We start from the raw sequence: 17,261 nt of genomic DNA, 5'->3' as shown, positions 1-17,261 counted from the left end.
CTTCCGCCGTCTCGTCAAAGACTACGAGCGTTATGCCAGCACCCTGGCAGACCTGCACCTCGTCGCCTTCGTCTGCCTCATGCTCAAACAGGCCGCTCAACTCGCCACAGGTTCATAACAGCCTCTAAGGCGAAGGCGAATAGGCCGATCATCGCATAGGAGACGGGTTTCAGCTTCATCAGCAGCGGTTGCCGCCGGTGGTCTGACCATACTGCTTGACGGGGAAATGCTGCTGGTTGGCGTTGCCTTCGGCGGCCGAACTCATCGGGCAGGTGTAGGGGTTGTTATCGGAGCCGAATAGGCCGCCGGCTGGGGCGCCAAGCGATCCGGTGGCCTCGACGCCGTAGGGCTGAAGACCAGTCCAGGCGGTGGGACGCGGGCTGGCGGCGGCGGGCGCTAGCGCGGCAGCGGTGAAGGCGAGGGCGGCGGCCAGCGTGGCGAAGCGGGTCGTCGTCATGGCGTTTCCGATCTCCTCGGGGGCTGGGCCAGCCTATCCGGCCCCGTCGTCTCCCGTGTGATCCTCAGATGGGAAGCGCTATGCCTCCGCGACGTGCCGCCGGGCACGCGGCGGCGCGGATTAAAACCCGAGGTGGTCGGGCTGACCGATGTGTAGCATTAGAAAACGCGCTTTTAGCGCCGCAGCGCCCTGATCCAGGCTTTGACCGGATCCACCACGAAGGCCACGTACGCCGCCCAGGACCGCGCCCAGCCGCTCATGGGGGCATCGGCTGCATCAGAACGAGCTGCCATCAGCGCGGCCACATAGGCGTCCTCATGCGGCTTGCACTCGTCCAAGGCGTTGCGCTCCCGGCCGGCTCGGCTGCCGCGGTCCTGCTGTTCGTCGTACGCCTCGCGCACGCAGCCGTGCCATGCCCGCTCAAGCGCAGGCAGATCGGCCGGCTCGTCCGCCAGGGCCGAGGCCGGCCCAATACCCGCAAGCGTGATGAGCAAGGTCAGGACTTGCAGGTGCGCCGTTCCGCTATTCATCGGAAGCGCCAGCAACGGCAAAGGCCATCTCGCTCGCAGCTGTCTGCAGCTCATGGCGAGCCACCCCATCTGCCAGCGCTATCAAGCCAGCGAGCCCGAGCCCGAGCAGCAGGCAGCGACGGAAGGCAGGCACAGAGATAAGCATGGGAGGCGCCTCAAGGAGACGCCCGCACCGTAGTCGAGCCGGATGCGGCTGGCTGCCGCGCCGGGATCACAGTGGTACGAAAAGCGAACGGCGAGCGCTCGAACTCGGGCTATTCGCAGACGCGGACGCGCCGGATGTGCTCGACGCCGTAGGGGTCGATGAAGCCGCGCCGCTCGATGTGGCAGACTTCCTCGACGTAGACCGGCGGTGGGGCGCGGTAGACTGGCTGGCCCGGGTAATACCCGTTGTTGGCAGAGGCGATCGCGCTGCCGGCCACGACGCCGCCGAGAGCACCGAGAGCCACAGCACCGCCAACCCCGATGCCGTCGCGGGCTTGGGCGGCCGACTGAGCGCCGCAGAGGGCGACGGCGACTAGAGCAGCCATGCTGCCGGTCCGCAGGAGAGAGCCACGCATCGCTGACCTCGTGAGCGTGAACGGCCCCACGCACGTCGGCGCGTAGGGCCGCAATCAACCGGATCCCCCCGGTTCGACCGCCAACGGCCGGTCACGATCAGGGTGAAACGAGAGGGTTAAGGAAGCCCCTACAGCTTCTCTTCAGAAGCGCTGCGGCGGAGGCAGGGGGTGGCCCATCGTCGTCATCGCCCCTCAGGCGGCCCGATCAAGCGGCGCAGCGCCTTCCCGGGTTGCTGCGCCGTTGTCGTTCAAGCAGGACAGCTACGGGCGCTTGGCCCTGTCCTCCTCCTCAGCCGCGACTGCCTCGACCGCAGCGATGACGTTCTCCAATTCGGCAACTTGGCGCAGCACGCTCCCAGCGGGCAACCCATCGTGCTCTGCCATTGCCAGGATGAGCATGCGCTGGTGCGTTTTCAGGCGTTCGAGGAGGGCGTCGAGCTTGTCAGGCATGCCTGTAGCTGTCGGAATAAACTGCGGACAACCGGAGAGGTGCCGCATGCTCGTCGTAGACGAAACGCAGGCCGATCTTGCAGCCCTCATCCTCTCCGATTTTGGAAGCCTCCGATCTGGGGCGGACCCTAGCCGTGATCTCGTAGATTGGCTCCATTACCGGGCTCGCCGCGTCGCCGACCGCACGCGCCTCATCACCCGGTCGAAGGAGGTTGAGGCACACCGCGCCACTTACCCGGCGATCGACGAGATCGCGAACCGCCTTGCGCTCGGCCTCGATGTCTCACCGTGGCTGAGCAACACCATCCGCACGAAGGGGTCCGACCCTCGCGCCGACCTGATGTTCAACCAGTGGCAGGTCAGCCACTTTCATCTCGGCCCTTGGCTCAACAACCCGAAGCGCGTGAAGCGCAGTGGTCCTGTGCTGTTCGCCTACATCGCCGCCGACAAGGCCAGCCTCCTCGACGTGCAGCCGCACGACTCCTGGACCCGGACTAACCTGCTGCGGATCCTCCTGCGCGTTGACCCGAGCGCGATGCAGGACATCGGCCCGTCAGGCGCGACACCTCTGACGGACACCGATCACAAGACGCTGCGGGGCAAGCACAGCAACGCCACAGTCGATATCGACGGTCGCACCTACAACCCGCCGGGATGGGGCATCATGGGTTCCGGGGACAGCATGCGCTTCCGCGTCCTGGCCGACTACGTCGAACACCTCATCGGCAGGATGCTTCACCAGATCCAGACCAACAGCCTGCCGCCGGAACTGATGCGGCAGCTCGCCAGCCAGATCGGCGTGCCTGTGCGCCTCGGGATACGGTTTGAGCGCGGGCTGCTCGTCCTCTACGACAAGAACCGCAGGCTCGACCTAGCGGCACCGAACATGGTCGTAGCTTGACCATCTCGACAGCGGGCAGAGGCAAGCCCATCTTGGCGGGATGCGCTACGCCCTCGCTCTCGCCGTCTCGATCTCAGCCGGCGTGCCCGCTCACGCCGCCCAACCGTTCGAAGGGTCCTGGGCGGCGCAGACAGCTGATTGCGGGTCCGACACCAGCGACTCGAACATAAAAATCGCCGGCAAGAAATACATCACGCACGAGAGCGAGTGCCTCATCAAAAAATACGACCAGTCCAAGGGTTCGTATGCCCTCTTTCTGTCGTGTTCTGGCGAGGGCGATAAGTGGAACGATGCTGTAGTGCTTGTCCCCCAAGGCAATAGGATGCTTGTAGGCGGCACAAGTGGCCGCCCCATGATCCGGTGCCGCAGCTAGACGGCATCCCAAGGGTCACGCTTTCCCGTAATCGGCTGCGGCTGCGAACGCCTTCCCTCCCTTCGAAGCCTGCTTCAGCTCGGCCATGATGGACGATTGCGTGCCGTTCGCCGGGTAGACGTTGACGTTGTGCAGATGCGTCTCGTCGTACCGCCGGTTGTCCTGAGCATTACGGTTGTCGTTGCTGGTACGGCTCATGACTGCAGCGTTGGCAGCGTTCGCCTGAGCTACGGAGGCGGCTGCGCCAGCTCGACGCGCCGCATCAAAGGCGGCTTCAGGCTTCGAACCAGCATCGAGCCTGGGAGCCTGCCTCGCGGTTTTCGCCGCAGCCGCGGCAGCAACCAGCCGATCCTCCATCCCCTGCTGATGGGCCCGACGCAACCACTCTGGGGCATTCGCGGAAGCACCGCCTGCCCCCCAGGCCATCGGCGAGCCGCCACCAACGTGCATGTTCGTCCGGCCACCCATGTACCCAGGGCCTGCGCCGACGCCGTTGGCGCCGGCCTTCACGCTCTCCCGGATGAACCGCTCCATCACCACGCGGTCGGCGTCGTTGGTCATGTCAAGGTAGCGGCGCTTCCCGTCCTGACCGACCGTGTAGAGCTTCAAGTCGGCCGAGTTGCCGTGGTCGTGGCGATGGCTTCCGGTCCGGTTCGGGCCGCTCTCGTCCTGCCCGCCCGAGAAGATCTCCGCGTTGACCCCCGCAGCGGTCGCTGCCGCCGCGATCTGACCCTTGAGGGCTTCCGTGACGGACTGACTGCGCGTCGCGCCTCCCTGGTTCTGTTCAACCCCGCCGACGCCATTCGTGGGCGCGACGTTGCCGCCTGCCTGCTTCGACGCGTTCGGGTCGTAGTTCAGGCCTTCGCGCTCGCCGATGCCATGCATGGCCCGCCCGTACCACGCGCTCCAGCCGTGCTTCTTGGCCCAGTCCAACGAGAAGTCGATCTGCTCCTTCCAGTAGGTCGGATCGTCGACCTTATGGCCGGATGCCTTCTCGTACTCGGTACCGACACTGCCGGCGCCGCCGCGGTGCATCTGGAAGGGACCGAAGCTCGTCGGGTTCTTGTTGGCGTCGAAGTCGCCGGGCGTGAGGTGCGTTGGGGTCGAGCCCCCGAGCCCTTCGCCGTCAGCGACACCGAGGGCCACGTTCGGGTTGATCCCGCGCTTCAAGGCAGCCTCACGGATGTAGGATGCTACCTCGGGGTGGACGTTGTCGTGCCGGAGCTTGATGCCGTCCCGGCCAGCATCGCCACCGGCACCACCGCCGCCGCCATACCCGAGCTTCCGCTTCAGCCACCGGCCGCCGCGTCGGAAGAGGCTGCCCATCCCAGCCCCACCGGCCGCACCGGAGGCCTCATCGTCCCAGTTGTTGGTGACGCCTGGCTTGGCCGCATTCGGGACCGCCGCGTCTGCGCCGACCGCCGTGCCCACGGCCGCACCGACCGCCGCCGTGCCGCCTATGCCCAAGGCCCCGAGAAGGGAGCCGAAGATCCCTGGCGTGGCTGAGCCTGTGATCGCGAGGCGGATGAGGCCTAGGACCCGCAGGAGGGCGAACAGCTTCGTGAAGAGCCACGCGCCCAGCAGCCCCTCAAAGACGACCTTCCAGCCGCCGACCGCCTTGGCCGCCTCGTTGGCGCCGGTCGCAAAATCTTTGATCGCCTGTCCGATGCCGTTCCAGTCGATGCTGCGCAAGTAGTCCGCGAGCTGCTTGACCTTCTCGGCGATCTGCGACCGCAGCCACTCGCCGTTGGCCTCGTACCACTTGATGACCTTCTCGATGATCTCGCTGATGGCGGGGGACAGGTTGGTCCAGATGGTCCGGCCGAGCCCTTCAGAGATCGTCCCGACATCGTGCATGGCGGTCGAGAACCGCTGCGCGTTCTCCGTGTCCTGCTTCGACAGCACGCCGCCGAGGCGCTTCACCTTCTCCTGCGCCTCCCTCAGCTTGTCGCTGCCCTGGACCAGGAGCGCAATGGTGCCGGGATCCAGCCCAGCCTGTTCAAGCAGGTTCGTCGTGAACGAGACGCCGGCCTTGTCCGACATGGCCTTGGCGGCGTCGGCGATGTCGTAGAGCGTCCGCTGGGTGTCCCTGCCGTACCGGATCACCTTGCCGGTGGCGCCCTGGAGCCGCGAGAGCATGTCGTAGGTCGCGCTGCGGCCCGTCAGCTTCATCTCGTTGTAGGAGTTGGCCAGCTTCGAGAAGGAGCCCGCAGCGGCGTCCGCGGAGCCCCCAGAGCGGGAGACGGCCGCCCCGAGAGCGGTAAGGGCCTCCGGGGTCGTCTCCAGCGATTTGGCGAGGCGTCCGACCGCGGCATCCGAGGCCGTGATGTCGCTGATGAAGTCCTTCACCGCCCGGCCGGTGGTGAAGACGGCGAACAGCTTGAGGGCGTTGCGGATCAGCCGGTCGAAGCCCTCGCTGGCCCTGTCCAGGCTGCGCTCGATCTCCTTGGCCTCCTTCTCGGCGGCCTTGCGCGTCTTGAGTAGGGCTGCTGCCGCCTCCTTCTGACCCTTCGTGAATTCCTTAGGGTCGAGGCCGAGCGTCACCACCAACGCGTCAATCACCGTAGCCATATCAGCCGCCCCTCACGCAATCTGCTAGAGTATTCACTGCTCAATCCCATCCCCGCTGGTCTGGATGAGCGTTTCCCACTTGCCGTTGATGACCTCGGCCTCAAGGTCGTGCTCGACATAGACAACGGACCACTCGCCGCACGCGGGCGTGAGATCGGACTGGATCTTGATCCTGCCGCCGAATTGGACGTTCGGGTTGTACTGAGTGCTGACCTCGACAGCGACTTGGCGGTAGCGGGGGTACCCGATCATCCCCGTCTGCGGCGAGATCAGCGGCACGGAGCCCTGCCGCGAGCCGCCCGGCTTCCAGATCGCCAAGGTGTCGTTGTGGATGTGCATGAGGCAGCGGGTCTGCTTCATGACCGCGACCGCCTGTCGGAAAGCGGAGCCTGGCAGGTACGGGTTGTCTAGGATCGCATCGACGCCGTTGTTCTCGAACTGCCAACCACCCTTCTGGCAGATCTGCTTCATCACCGTGTCGACCTTGGCCGACCCTCTCACGGACGTCGGGGCCGCATCCTTGATGTTGCCCAGGACACCGGCTTTCGCCGCGATCCGGAAGCAGGCTCCAGGAGCGGCGTGCATGTCGGCATAGGCGTCGAAGATCGTGCCGGTGAAGACGAGGTTCGGGGTCTGCCCTTCCTCATAGGCGTAGAGCTTGACCGAGTTCGCATCCCGCAGGGCGTACTGGCGCCCCATCGTGGTCATGCGGTTCATCATCTCCAGCGGCAGGCCGTAGATGCCGAGCTGCAACTGGCCCATGTCGGGCGCGCCCGGCTGGATGATGTGCGCCGAGACCCGATGGCCCGTGAACCGCTGGCTGTTCTGGTTGCTGCCCGCAAAGGTGCCGGACTTCAGCGTCAGCTCCACGTCGAGGCACTTTTTGGTGAAGGCCATCGGCTACGTCCCCGGGGTCGGCGGGCCGCTCGTGCCGTGAGCGTGGCCCTGAAGGTCGACCTGATCCGCGGAACCCTGTCCGGCCGTCATGTTGCCCGGAGACGTGATGTTGCCCTTGGTGTCGATCTTGACGCCGTTCAGGTTCCAGCCGTCCGACTTGTTCGAGGTGAGCGAGTTGCCGTTGCGGTCCTGGATGGTCATCCCACCGCCGCCGTCAGCATCATCAAAGCGGATGAACTGTTTGACCTGCTGCGCCTTGCGCGGGAGCACCGCTCCGAAAATGGCATCTGAGAGGGTCGAGCGCCGGAACGAGCCTGGATTACTTTCAGCCCAGTCGTTGTTCCGAGCCGCGGAATGGTCCCGGTCGAGAACCGAGAAGGTAGCGGTGTCCCCAACCTGCGGGTCATTGATGATGACGCTGTCACCGGACTGGTTGCGCGGGACAGAGATCCCGTAGACCGTGCCGTGTGATGACGTCTTTCCCAGCCCGTCGACCTGTTTCACGGTCGGCTGGATATCGACCGTGCAAGGCTGAGTAAGGCTATTCCGATTGTGGACGGCGACGATCTTGGCGGTGAAGTGCGACCGCTTCTCCATGTCGAGCTGATCGACGTGGAAGGCATGCCGGTTCACATCGGAGTTCGGGCCAGTGAGGGACTGTTGACCCGTGGTCTGATCGGTCTGCCCGCCCGCCGCACCGCCGCTCATGACTTCGTTCTCGCCTGTTCCGCCATCCTGGCGTTGTGTCCATCAATCGTGATGACCTCCAACATGTTGTAGAGGTCGCGTACGCCGTACACGGTCTGGAGCTGATAGAGTTCAGCCTTCCCGCTGCTGATCACCGTGGCAATGTTGCGGGGGATGTTCTGGTAATCACGCCAGCCGCGAGGGGTGCCGTCTCCGAAAGCTCCGACTTTGAGAGGCTTGCGAGCCGCGAAAAATTTACGTGAAGCTCTACGATCTCCTTCCGCAACATGAGGCGCGTGGAGATTTCCTCGATGTCGTCAGGGACGAGGGCGCGGGCGAGTTGCAGGTTGCGCGGGTCCGGACAGATTTGAACGCACTCGAACATCTGCTGCCAGAGCGGCTTCACGTCGTCATACTTGAGGCCCTGCAAGGCCTGGACACCCATCGCGGCGATGCCGGCCATGCCGGCGCCCTCGAAGTCGTCGGGGATCTCCGCGCCCGCAGCAGTGAGGGCCAACAGGGCTCGAATGCCCCAGTCCTCGGCCTGCTCTGCATCCATCTCCGTGAGGAGGAAGGTTTTGCCGGCGTCTCGGTTGTTGGGATCGTCTGAGGGGACGGTGATGCGCTTGGTCCTGCGGGCCATGATGGTTCCTCTAGGAGATGCCCGGCACTGAGCCGACGTTGAGGCTGGAGAATTGGTCCGGTCCGGCAGGCGACAGACCGCTGATGCTGGAGGAGGTCTGCGGCAGGGCGGACGAGCCAGGGACCCGCCCAACCTCTTGGCCGGTCGCCGGATCGGTAAAGACTGCCTCGCCTACGTCGGCCGTGTAGGCCGGCACGCTGTAGCCGCTGACGTTGTAGCCGCCGGAGAAGTCCTGCGTGGCGACCGAACTCATCTCGCTCGGGGTCGCGTCGCGGGGCTGGACCACGCCTCCGTCTACCGGGTTGGCGCCCGAGGGAGCCGCGGTATCGCCCGTGCCGCCGGTCGCGCTCGGGGTGCTACTGCCTCCGGTGCTAGACACGACCTCGCGGACTTCGCGGCACCAGATCGCGACAGTCAGCAGGCCGACGCCGCGCTGCGCCGTCCGAGCGAAGTCGTAGTGAACGATGTTGACGTTCGGGAAGACCTTCTCGGGCGTGACCGCATCGTAGAGCTGCAGATTGCCCGCGATGGCCGCGACGGATGCCAGGAGGGCCGCGCGGTTCGCCTCGCTGCCGCCCGCGCAGTAGATGAGCCGCACGTCGAACGGGAGGGCGACCTTGTCGTAGCTCTCGAATGCACCGCGCTCGACGGGGTAGTCAGCGATCACCCATTCCCGCTTATGGTCGAAGGCCGCGATGCAGTCCGCATCAATGACCGACCCGCCGCCCTGGAACAGCCCCCACTGCGGCGCTAGGCCCCCAGAGAAGAAGGACAGAGCCGCGGGATCGTCGGCGGCCGCGAGGGCAATGCCAACACCAGCACCGGCCGCGAACAGGACGTCCGGCACACCGTCGACGTCGGGGACGCTCACAAGCTCGGGCATCAGTCGACCAGCTCGCTCGGGTCGAGGTAGACGAGCTGAAACCGGGATCCGAGACCGTCAGAGGTCGGATCCTCGGTACCCATCGTGTCCGTGAACATCAGGTCGCCGCTGAACCCGAGATAGGCCGAGCGGACGAGGCGGTTGCGGTCCTGACAGATCACGCCGCCGACCAGCAGCGCCTCGTTGACGTAGAGATCCGCAAACAGCCCGTAGAGCTTCTGCTGGACGACGATCTTGCACGGCTGGTTGCCGAGCTGCGCCTTGACCGACTGATTTGGCACGGCCTGAAGCGGGATGATTTGCATGGCGGCCCTCAGCTCTGATTGCTCTGAGGCAGAGGGCCTATCGGCATGCCGGCGGTCGAAGCCGGTGCGAGCTTGGACACCGGACAGGCGATCTCCCGGCGCAGGACCCGACGGACCAGTTCCGAGACGCTGAGGCCGGCATTTTCAGCCGCAGCTATCAATCCGACACGAAGCGGACGATCAACTCGAATGTATAAATGAGACGGGAACTGTACGCGCATCAGCTAGTGCTCTCTGCCTAATGCAGATGAGCACAAACTAAGATGATTGTCTTGCGCTTATTCGGAATGTCTAATTAGAACCAAACTGATTATATGCCCCTGAAAGCACCTAATCTTATTATCCGCTGCCTATGCTTCCTCTGGCATCATGCACGTAGAGAATAGCTACTCGTTTGCGGGAGCCATTTTAGCTTTTGCCCTCTCCATCGCGTCCATCTTAAGGGATCTAGAAAGCAGTTCATTTATCCCCTTGAGTTTCGGGTCATTTAGAAACTTGCTTGCTTTGCCAAGCTCCTCCATTTCGTAAAGTAACTGTAAATACAGGGATTTTACAACTTTCGCATATTCCTTCTTATCGTGCAGCCAACTATTAACATTTGGGTAATTATCCACGGCTTTTGGTAAATTATCACGAAAGTTCATGGCCATGCGGAGCCCGAGGTTGAAGTAGTACTCTCCTCCAGCCATATCGTGAAATATTTTCTCCATATCGTCATACGCTCTTTTGACTATTGCGCTGACTTGTTTATTGGCGAACTCATCCCCCCGAAAGCTCTCTTCTAATCGCAGCTCTATTTCTTCGGAAATCGGCCGACCTGTCTGGGCGGCAGCCGCTTCTAGGGCCGCGCGCATCTGAGGGGTCACACGGAAAGAGAACTTGTCGCGCTTTTGAGCGCTGCGTCGCCCCTTGGGCGGCGTCTCTCCAGAGGCTTCTTCCGTCATCTGTCCCTCATCGTCCCGTTTTGTCCTCCATACAGAGGACAGCCATTTGACGCAACCACAATCGCGGTCTATATCGCTAATGTCCCCCAAACGGAGGACATTAGGCGTCGGTTCGCGAGAGGGCGAGATGGCTGATGATTTCGAAAAGCTGCTGACCCAACCCACGATCAGCGTCGTGGAAGCTGGCCGGGTTCTCGGGTGCGGGACCAACGCCGCCTACAAGGCGCGCGAGGCCGGTGACATCCCAAGCATCAAGGTCGGCGGCCAGTACAGGGTCCCGACCGCAAGGCTGCGCGAACTGCTCGGCTTGCCGCCGCACTCGTCTTTCCCAGGAGCGGCTTCAATCGCCGCCTGATCCCCGCTCTCAGCGGGGCACGCCTCGCTGGCCGCGCCATTCAGCGCTGAGGCGGCCGGCGCCCTCAATCAGGAACAGCAGTCCATGAACGGAAGAACCCGCGCGTCGCGGGTGGCAACGGCGGGCTCTCGGAATGTCGTCTTGGCGGTCGACACCGAGATATCTGCCCCAGACACCCTGACTTTTCAAGCCGCAATCCTGGCCAAGCGCTACGGATTAAGCCCGGCCATTGCCGCGCTGAAGGCCGAGCACTGCTTCGCCGTCCCTGAGACCTGGCGAGGTGCGCGATGACTGCGCCGCACGCCTTTCACCTCCTCAATCCCGACGACCGCGAGTGGGCGTTGGACAACAGCCGCCGCGCCTACCGGGTGCGCCGCAGCCAGGCCGGCGACATGCCGGCTCGGCCCTGGCGGCCCTCTCCGCACCTCATCACCATCGTGTGCCTCCACGACGCCTTCAGCATCGTCCTAACCGAGACCTGCCTTGGCGCTCGGATGCCGTTCACAGACAGCGATGACTACGCGCTGCACCGGCTCGCCATCATCAACCGGGCTCGTCGGGCCCGCGGCGAAGTGGAGGTTTGAGCCGATGGGCAAGGTCCTCTCCTTCGGCCGGCGGGCGCCGGTCGGCCGCCCCAAGCCGCTGCGGGCACCGTGGGGCTCCGACGTGTTCCTGATCCAGTACGGCACCCCGCCGCACGCAGGCTGGACGGTTTTCGACGAGTCCCCATCCGGGGGCTCGGCCGGAAGCCACGGTGACTTCACCGACCGCGCCGAAGCGGTCCGTGCGGGGCGTCAGCTCGCCGAGGAGATTGGCGGCATCTTCCACGATGGGGGTGCCGCATGACGAACGTCGTCGCCTTCCCAATGCGGCGCATGCCGCTCATCGACCGGCGCACCCCTCCAGGCATCGAGGTCATCCTCGCCCCCCTGGCGGATCAGTGGGTGGCCTGGGTCCGTACCCCGGCCGGGCGCCTCGTGGCGCTGGAATACACCCCCATCCGGGATCACGCCCTCTCGGACGCCTGGGCCTACGCCAGTCGGATGGGCATCCCGCTCGCGATCCGAGACACGCCGCTCGGCGTGCGGGAGACCCCTGACATGGGGGAGGTCTATATCTGGCCGAACCCCGAGGACGGTGGGTGCTGGGGCGTCGAGCACGTCTCGGCGTCCGGTGACAGCTCGACCCTGCTGGCGACCGCCTTCAGCTTCGACGAAGCCGTGGCCATGGCACGTGCCGAGGCGCGGCGGCTCGGGGCCACCTTCGATGAGGGCGAGAGCCCGATTGGGGGCAGCGCCGCGTGAACGCGAGTGCTCCCCCGCTCGTCGATCCGGCCGTGGTCCGCTCCTTCCTGGAGCGGATCCACACCGCGGCGGCCGCGGCCTTCGAGGGTGTGCAGCAGCCCGGCATGCTGCAGCTCGTGCGCATCCATCCCGCCGGCGGCCCTGCCCACTCGGTGCAGTTCGCCATCGGCGAGGTGGACCACATGGTCGACGAGGCCATGCGCTGGGGCCGGACGGGGTTCAACGCCTACGTCGAGGCCCGGACCGTCCGGAAGGGCGCCAGCGGCCGCGGCAGCGCATCTGACACTGTCGGGGTGTTCGGCCTCGTGATCGACGCCGACGCGGACAAAGGCAAGGCCAGCCAGACGGGCGTGCAGCCTTCCCTGGCGGTCGAGACCTCGCCGGGCAACGCGCACCACTGGTATCTGCTCGACCGCGCCCTGCCGGCTACCGAGGCCAAGAGCCTGGGCGAGGCCATCCGGGCGAGGTCCGGAGCCGACGCAGACAGCGGCGTCATCACCCAGCCGTACCGGGTCGCCGGGACCCCCAACTACCCGGGCAAGACGAAGGTCGCCCGCGGCCGCGTCGCCACGCAGACCGGCATCATCAGCCTGGACGGCAAGGTGTGGTCGGCCGCTGAGCTGCGCGCCGCCTTCCCCGCCGCGATGAAGAGGAAGGCCCAGACCGCCAGTGCCGGCGAGACCGGACCAAGCGGCAGGAACAGCGACACGATCGAGGCGATCGCCGCCGAGACCGACGCTCCCGACCGGTCCGAGCGGTTCTTCGAGGCAATCCAAGCCGGCTTCGCGGAGGGCCTGACCCCCGGCGACATCGAGGACGTGATGCGCCGGCATCCCGAGGGATGCGGCGGCAAGTACCTCGAACCCTACGACCGCCTCCGCCGCGAGATCGATCGCGCTTGGGAGAAGGTCGCGGAGAAGGCCGAGGCGATCCGGCAGGCCGCCGAGAACCCGACCTATGCCGATGCCTCCAGCCCTATCGGGCAGGCCCGCAGCGCGGTCACGGCCGCCGTCCTCCGGTTCATCGACGCCGCCACCCAGTATCGCCTGGCCGACGACGAGGAGGCGGATCCGCCCGTCCATGCGGTCGCTGTCACCACGGGCGTCGGCAAGACCAGCGCGACCGCCAAGGGCATCGCCGAGCACATCCTGGCGCGCCGCGGCACCATCCAGACCCCGAAGCCGATCCTGTACGCGGTACCGACCCACCGGCTCGGCGCCGAGATCGAGCGCCAGTTCGCCGAGCATGGTGTCGAGGCCCGGGTCTTCCGCGGCCGACAGGCCCAGGACCCCGATCAGCCGGAGCGCACGATGTGCCACGACTTGGAGGCGGTCGAGATCGCCCTGGCGCTTGGCGCGTCGGCCGAGAAGCACTGCTGCCGGATGAAGACCCAGGAGGGGCAGGTGCTGAAGTGCCAGCACTACCACGCCTGCGGGTACCAGGCGCAGAAGGAGGGGCGCCCGGATGTCTGGATCGTCGCCCACCAGATGCTGTTCCACGCCCAGTCGGCCTTTGGGAAGGTCGAGATGGTCATCATCGACGAGGGGTTTTGGCAGTCGGGTCTGCGGATCCCGAAGCGCGGCCTGACCATCGACGAGTTCCGGACGCAGATCCCCATGGGGCAGCGCCGGGACGACTACTTGCACAATGACATTGAGGCCTTCCGCGCCAGGCTCGCTCGCGGCTTGGTGGCCCAGGAGGAGTGGAGCGGGACCGGCGGCGTCCGGCGGGAACACCTGCTGCGCGCCGGCGTGACCGGGGAGATCTGCACCCAGGCCATCGAAGCGGAGTGGCGCCTGAAGGAGGCGACCGCGATATTCCCTGGCATGCCGAAGGCGGACCGGCTGAAGGCCGTCCAGGCCGCACATCACGCAAAGCACGTCCGCGGCTACGTCGCGGTCTGGCAGGCCGCCCGCGGGCTCCTGTACGACGACACGGCCGAGACCTCTGGGCGCCTCTACCTTGAATACCGCGACGATGACGGCGAGGGGCGCGTGACCCTCGTGAAGGCCCGCAGCATCAAGACGGTCGCCAAGGGCTGGCGGGTGCCGACCCTGATCCTCGACGCGACCTTGCCGGCCCCTGAGATCCTGCAGGCGTTCTACCCCCAGGTGGAGGTGCCGGCGCCGATCGAGGCCGCGATGCCCCACGTCCGGGTGCGCCAAGTGCTCGGGGCCCCGGTTGCGGCCCGCAAGCTCAAGGCCGACGAGGACGGCGCCAACCGGAACCTGCGGGCGATCCGGCGCGAGATCCTGCGCCGCTTCGTCGAGCTCGGGCGCGCCCCATTTCTCGCGGTCGCCCAGAAGGCTGCGGCCGACTGGCTGAGGGGCAGCAACCTGCCCAAAGGCATCAGCGTCGAGCACTTCAACGCCGTCGCCGGCCTGGACCAGTACCGCGACGTCCGCGGCCTCATGGTCATCGGGCGCACGGTCCCCTCACCTGCCGCCGTCGAGGCGCTGGCCGGCGCCATCACCGGGCACGAGCCGGCCCTGGTCGGCCGGGGCGAGTGGTACGGCAAGGTCGTCCGCGGGATCCGCACCAGCACCGGAACCGGTGTCGGCATGGAATGCGACGCCCACCCCGACACCGTCGCCGAGGCCTGCCGCTGGCAGATCTGCGAGGGCGAGCTGCTGCAGGCCGTCGGCCGCGCGCGCGGCGTCAACCGCACGGCCGAGACGCCCTTGGCCATCGACGTCCTCGCCAACGTCTGCCTGCCCCTGACGGTCGACGAGGTGACGAACTGGAGCCCGCCAGGAGAGGAGTTTGAGATGCTGGCCGACGGGGTGGTGCTGGATAGCCCAGCCGACATGGCCCTGGCCTGGCCGGACGTCTGGGGGACGGGCCAAGCTGCCCGACACTGGACCCACCGCCGCGCGGCCGAAAAGGGTCACAGCGTTCCAAACCCCTATAAGAACTCTTCTTCTATAGGGATCCGGAACGCTGTGACGTTTCGCTATCAGCGACCGGGGGCCCGCCAGAAGTGGCGAACAGGCGCCTACGATCCCGCGGTAGTGCCGAACCTGCGGGCTTGGCTGGAAGGCCGTCTCGGGCCCCTGGCCGGCTTCGAGCTTGAGGCTGCCGCGCAGCCCGCCGCCTCCGACGTCATCCGGCCGGGCGTTCGCCGCCCCTCCCCGCGCCAGCCGCCTCGACCGGCCCCGCGGCCGCGCCCAGCCGCGCGCCTGCGCTCGCCGCACTTCCGGGCACCACTGACGCCCACTGCCATCGCCTTCTTCTAGTCAGCCGATCCGGAGATCCAGACTATGAGCCCAACTCTCATCGAGGCCGCTGCCGACGCCCTGCTGCGCATCGTCGTGACGGGCGAGCGAGAGCGCAGCGCCGCCGCCAACCCCGACTGGGCCAAGGGGCGCCGCTGGACAGACACCCTTGCGCCGCCCTCGACAGACGCCCTCGACGTGCCGGGCATCGTTGCGGATCCGGTCGGCACTGCCTGCCGGGCCGAGCTGCGCCGGATCGGCCACGCCCTGCATGCCGCTAACCCGGAAGAGGACTTCGCCGCGCTGGAGGTGGAGATAGCCGAGATGGACCCGACGCACGCGGGCTGGCGGGCAATCGTGCTGGAGATGGCCTGGGCCGGGATCGGGAGGGCGCCGGTATGACGTTCCGCGAGCGCGCTACCTTCAACGCCGGGGGGGCGAGATGGTCCGCCAGATGGCGATGACTACGGCCGTCATGATCGAGGTCTAGGACGACGCGAGCCGAGTTCAGCGCCAAGCCGTCGCCGCTCTCAAAGCGGCCGCCTAGCCGTAGCTAATGAGGATGAGAGGGGGTAGCTTCAAAACTTGGCAGATTTGGATGACCGTTTATGCCCTTTTATGTCATCGTTCTTACTGTCGGGAACACGAACGACCCAGTTGGGCTGTTCGAGGCAAATGACGATGCAGATGCCGCTGTTCAGTATCCAGCAGGTGTCCCGCAGCAGTATCGCGGTGTGATGCATCAATTGAGCTATCGCCGGTGCACCTTCGATGCCCTCGAATATCATCCGCGAATGGCCAGACCCCAACTCGGCACGAATTCTTACATCAATATGCCCGGTCCCGGCCCATTGTACATCATGGCCGAAAACGCCCAGATGACCCTTCCTCATAACGCCAATTCTTTATCCTCAAGTATTAATCAACTATCTGTTTTAGTTGATAATATAAAGGATGTTTTCCGATCGGTAGAGCCCGACCAAAATAATTTATCCGTATATGGTCATAATATTAGAAATTTATTGCTTCTCGCCGCAATGGAATTCGAAAATGAATGCAAAGGTATTATGTCGGCAAATGGTTATGTTCCCCAGAGAGGTCAGAATTATTGGTCGACCGTTGATTTTGTAAAATTGCTGCAGCCACTAAGGCTTGCTGAGTTTGAGGTAAGATTACGCTACTATCCAGCTATACAGCCGCGAATTCCTTTCGCAAATTGGAGCGATCAGGCTCCAACTCAATCACTGCCATGGTACGAGGCTTACAATGCTACTAAGCATGATAGGGAGAATAACTTCTCAAGGGCCACAGTAGAACATGCTATAGATGCGCTAACGGCTTGTGCGATCATGCATGCGGCCCAGTATAGAAACATAAAAATTTGGAAAGACCAAATTGGAGATTTTTTCCATTTCTGGGAATATCCGGAGTGGGCTATCGAGGATCGTTATGTAAACCGCAAGCGCCCAAACCACCCGCCGCAGTGGGTGCCGGTGCTTTACAACTTTCCTTAATATTGAGAAATTATGGACGCAGTAGTAATTTGGGATAGGGTTCCGGCGGTAATTGCTGGCATCCGAGACATCATCGTCGCCGGAGCCGCCGTCAGCACCGCCACGGTGGGCTGGAAGGCCCTAAACAAGTGGCGTGACGAGACTGTTGGCAAGCGTCGGCTGGAGGTGGCCGAGGACACCCTGTCAGCCTTCTACCAGGTCCAGGAGGTCATATACGACGCGCGGGCGCCCTTCATCGCTGCGAGCGAGATGGTGAAGGAGGAGGGTGTGCCCGACGACGTAGTGCGGGACTCTGCCTACGGGCCTATCCGGCGTCTGCGACAGTCCTTCGAGCATATCCGCGATCTTCGAACGAAGCGGCACCGCTTCGCAGCCCTGTTCGGTCGCGAGGCCACGAAGCCGTGGGACGAGATCGAGGCTGTGCTGAACGAGATGAACGCCGCGAGCGAGGCCATCCTGTCGCTGCGCGGCCAGAACATCCCCCCGAGAGACCCGCAGGCGCAATTCATCAGGGAGCAGCGTCAGATCCTCGCCCGGCGCCTGGAGGATGACCCTATCGTGCCGCGGGTGGACACCGCGGTGAAGGAGATCGAGGCCATCTGCCGACCGGTCATTCGGGCCTGGGGCCGCAGTTGAGGCCCGGCCCTTCCGGGCATCAAGCCGTTCCGGTGG

The 17,261-nt window shown here is 64.9% G+C and carries 21 protein-coding genes and 1 pseudogene; 11 read left to right on the top strand and 11 right to left on the bottom strand.

The features are described 5' to 3' along the window. A pseudogene (locus AAHG09_RS29895) lies at positions 1–118 on the top strand (IS5/IS1182 family transposase); the annotation flags it as partial. A gap of 60 nt (positions 119–178) precedes the next feature. On the opposite strand, the gene AAHG09_RS29890 reads toward AAHG09_RS29895, so the two are convergent. The 4 genes from AAHG09_RS29890 to AAHG09_RS29875 form a co-directional block, all read right to left on the bottom strand. Next, positions 179–457, bottom strand: a complete 279-nt coding sequence (locus AAHG09_RS29890) for a hypothetical protein (RefSeq protein ID WP_342111657.1) — start codon at positions 455–457, stop codon at positions 179–181. A 173-nt stretch (positions 458–630) separates the two neighbouring features. Then, complete coding sequence (locus AAHG09_RS29885) at positions 631–1,008, bottom strand: hypothetical protein (protein WP_342111655.1); 378 nt, start codon at positions 1,006–1,008, stop codon at positions 631–633. A gap of 233 nt (positions 1,009–1,241) precedes the next feature. Next, positions 1,242–1,547, bottom strand: a complete 306-nt coding sequence (locus tag AAHG09_RS29880; protein ID WP_342111653.1) for a hypothetical protein — start codon at positions 1,545–1,547, stop codon at positions 1,242–1,244. A 261-nt stretch (positions 1,548–1,808) separates the two neighbouring features. Then, positions 1,809–1,997 (bottom strand): hypothetical protein, encoded by a 189-nt coding sequence (locus AAHG09_RS29875; RefSeq protein ID WP_342111651.1) that lies wholly within the window; start codon positions 1,995–1,997, stop codon positions 1,809–1,811. 46 nt (positions 1,998–2,043) lie between these two features. Between AAHG09_RS29875 and AAHG09_RS29870 the strand changes: the two genes are divergently transcribed. Then, positions 2,044–2,898 (top strand): hypothetical protein, encoded by an 855-nt coding sequence (locus tag AAHG09_RS29870; RefSeq protein ID WP_342111649.1) that lies wholly within the window; start codon positions 2,044–2,046, stop codon positions 2,896–2,898. A gap of 388 nt (positions 2,899–3,286) precedes the next feature. On the opposite strand, the gene AAHG09_RS29865 is transcribed toward AAHG09_RS29870, so the two are convergent. The 7 genes from AAHG09_RS29865 to AAHG09_RS29835 all read right to left on the bottom strand — a co-directional run bounded on the left by AAHG09_RS29865 (position 3,287) and on the right by AAHG09_RS29835 (position 10,201). Further along, complete coding sequence (locus AAHG09_RS29865; RefSeq protein WP_342111646.1) at positions 3,287–5,842, bottom strand: phage tail tape measure protein; 2,556 nt, start codon at positions 5,840–5,842, stop codon at positions 3,287–3,289. Positions 5,843–5,875: 33 nt separating this feature from the next. Beyond that, positions 5,876–6,739, bottom strand: a complete 864-nt coding sequence (locus tag AAHG09_RS29860; RefSeq protein WP_342111645.1) for a baseplate hub protein — start codon at positions 6,737–6,739, stop codon at positions 5,876–5,878. A 3-nt stretch (positions 6,740–6,742) separates the two neighbouring features. Then, positions 6,743–7,447, bottom strand: a complete 705-nt coding sequence (locus tag AAHG09_RS29855) for a hypothetical protein (RefSeq protein WP_342111643.1) — start codon at positions 7,445–7,447, stop codon at positions 6,743–6,745. A 130-nt stretch (positions 7,448–7,577) separates the two neighbouring features. Continuing rightward, positions 7,578–8,069 (bottom strand): hypothetical protein, encoded by a 492-nt coding sequence (locus tag AAHG09_RS29850; RefSeq protein WP_342111641.1) that lies wholly within the window; start codon positions 8,067–8,069, stop codon positions 7,578–7,580. A gap of 10 nt (positions 8,070–8,079) precedes the next feature. Beyond that, a complete protein-coding gene (locus AAHG09_RS29845; protein ID WP_342111640.1) occupies positions 8,080–8,952 on the bottom strand; it encodes a hypothetical protein in 873 nt (290 codons plus the stop codon). Further along, positions 8,952–9,257: a phage baseplate plug family protein gene (locus AAHG09_RS29840; protein WP_342111638.1), complete on the bottom strand. Its 306-nt coding sequence runs from the start codon at positions 9,255–9,257 to the stop codon at positions 8,952–8,954. Before AAHG09_RS29840 ends, AAHG09_RS29845 begins: the two co-directional genes overlap by 1 nt. A gap of 386 nt (positions 9,258–9,643) precedes the next feature. Then, the gene (locus tag AAHG09_RS29835) at positions 9,644–10,201 is read right to left on the bottom strand and encodes a hypothetical protein (RefSeq protein ID WP_342111636.1); all 558 of its coding nucleotides are present in this window, start codon (positions 10,199–10,201) and stop codon (positions 9,644–9,646) included. A gap of 127 nt (positions 10,202–10,328) precedes the next feature. Between AAHG09_RS29835 and AAHG09_RS29830 the strand changes: the two genes are divergently transcribed. The 9 genes from AAHG09_RS29830 to AAHG09_RS29790 all read left to right on the top strand — a co-directional run bounded on the left by AAHG09_RS29830 (position 10,329) and on the right by AAHG09_RS29790 (position 17,225). Beyond that, the gene (locus AAHG09_RS29830; RefSeq protein WP_342111634.1) at positions 10,329–10,556 is read left to right on the top strand and encodes a helix-turn-helix domain-containing protein; all 228 of its coding nucleotides are present in this window, start codon (positions 10,329–10,331) and stop codon (positions 10,554–10,556) included. A gap of 141 nt (positions 10,557–10,697) precedes the next feature. Continuing rightward, positions 10,698–10,847 (top strand): hypothetical protein, encoded by a 150-nt coding sequence (locus AAHG09_RS29825; RefSeq protein WP_342111632.1) that lies wholly within the window; start codon positions 10,698–10,700, stop codon positions 10,845–10,847. Continuing rightward, positions 10,844–11,140 (top strand): hypothetical protein, encoded by a 297-nt coding sequence (locus AAHG09_RS29820; protein ID WP_342111630.1) that lies wholly within the window; start codon positions 10,844–10,846, stop codon positions 11,138–11,140. Before AAHG09_RS29825 ends, AAHG09_RS29820 begins: the two co-directional genes overlap by 4 nt. 4 nt (positions 11,141–11,144) lie before the next feature. Further along, positions 11,145–11,402 (top strand): hypothetical protein, encoded by a 258-nt coding sequence (locus AAHG09_RS29815; RefSeq protein ID WP_342111628.1) that lies wholly within the window; start codon positions 11,145–11,147, stop codon positions 11,400–11,402. Further along, positions 11,399–11,860, top strand: coding sequence for a hypothetical protein (locus tag AAHG09_RS29810; protein WP_342111626.1), 462 nt, complete (start codon positions 11,399–11,401; stop codon positions 11,858–11,860). The genes AAHG09_RS29815 and AAHG09_RS29810 overlap by 4 nt, the downstream gene beginning before the upstream one ends. Then, positions 11,857–15,096, top strand: a complete 3,240-nt coding sequence (locus tag AAHG09_RS29805; RefSeq protein ID WP_342111624.1) for a hypothetical protein — start codon at positions 11,857–11,859, stop codon at positions 15,094–15,096. The genes AAHG09_RS29810 and AAHG09_RS29805 overlap by 4 nt, the downstream gene beginning before the upstream one ends. A 24-nt stretch (positions 15,097–15,120) precedes the next feature. Next, complete coding sequence (locus AAHG09_RS29800) at positions 15,121–15,477, top strand: hypothetical protein (RefSeq protein WP_342111622.1); 357 nt, start codon at positions 15,121–15,123, stop codon at positions 15,475–15,477. 206 nt (positions 15,478–15,683) lie between these two features. Continuing rightward, positions 15,684–16,589 (top strand): hypothetical protein, encoded by a 906-nt coding sequence (locus AAHG09_RS29795; protein ID WP_342111620.1) that lies wholly within the window; start codon positions 15,684–15,686, stop codon positions 16,587–16,589. Between the two features lie 12 nt (positions 16,590–16,601). Then, a complete protein-coding gene (locus AAHG09_RS29790) occupies positions 16,602–17,225 on the top strand; it encodes a hypothetical protein (protein ID WP_342111618.1) in 624 nt (207 codons plus the stop codon). Positions 17,226–17,261 lie beyond the last annotated feature (36 nt).

It is taken from the genome of Methylobacterium guangdongense (genome assembly GCF_038442355.1).
GTDB lineage: Bacteria > Pseudomonadota > Alphaproteobacteria > Rhizobiales > Beijerinckiaceae > Methylobacterium > Methylobacterium guangdongense.
Note: the sequence above shows the minus strand (reverse complement) of the source record. Positions and strands in the feature narration are given on the sequence as shown.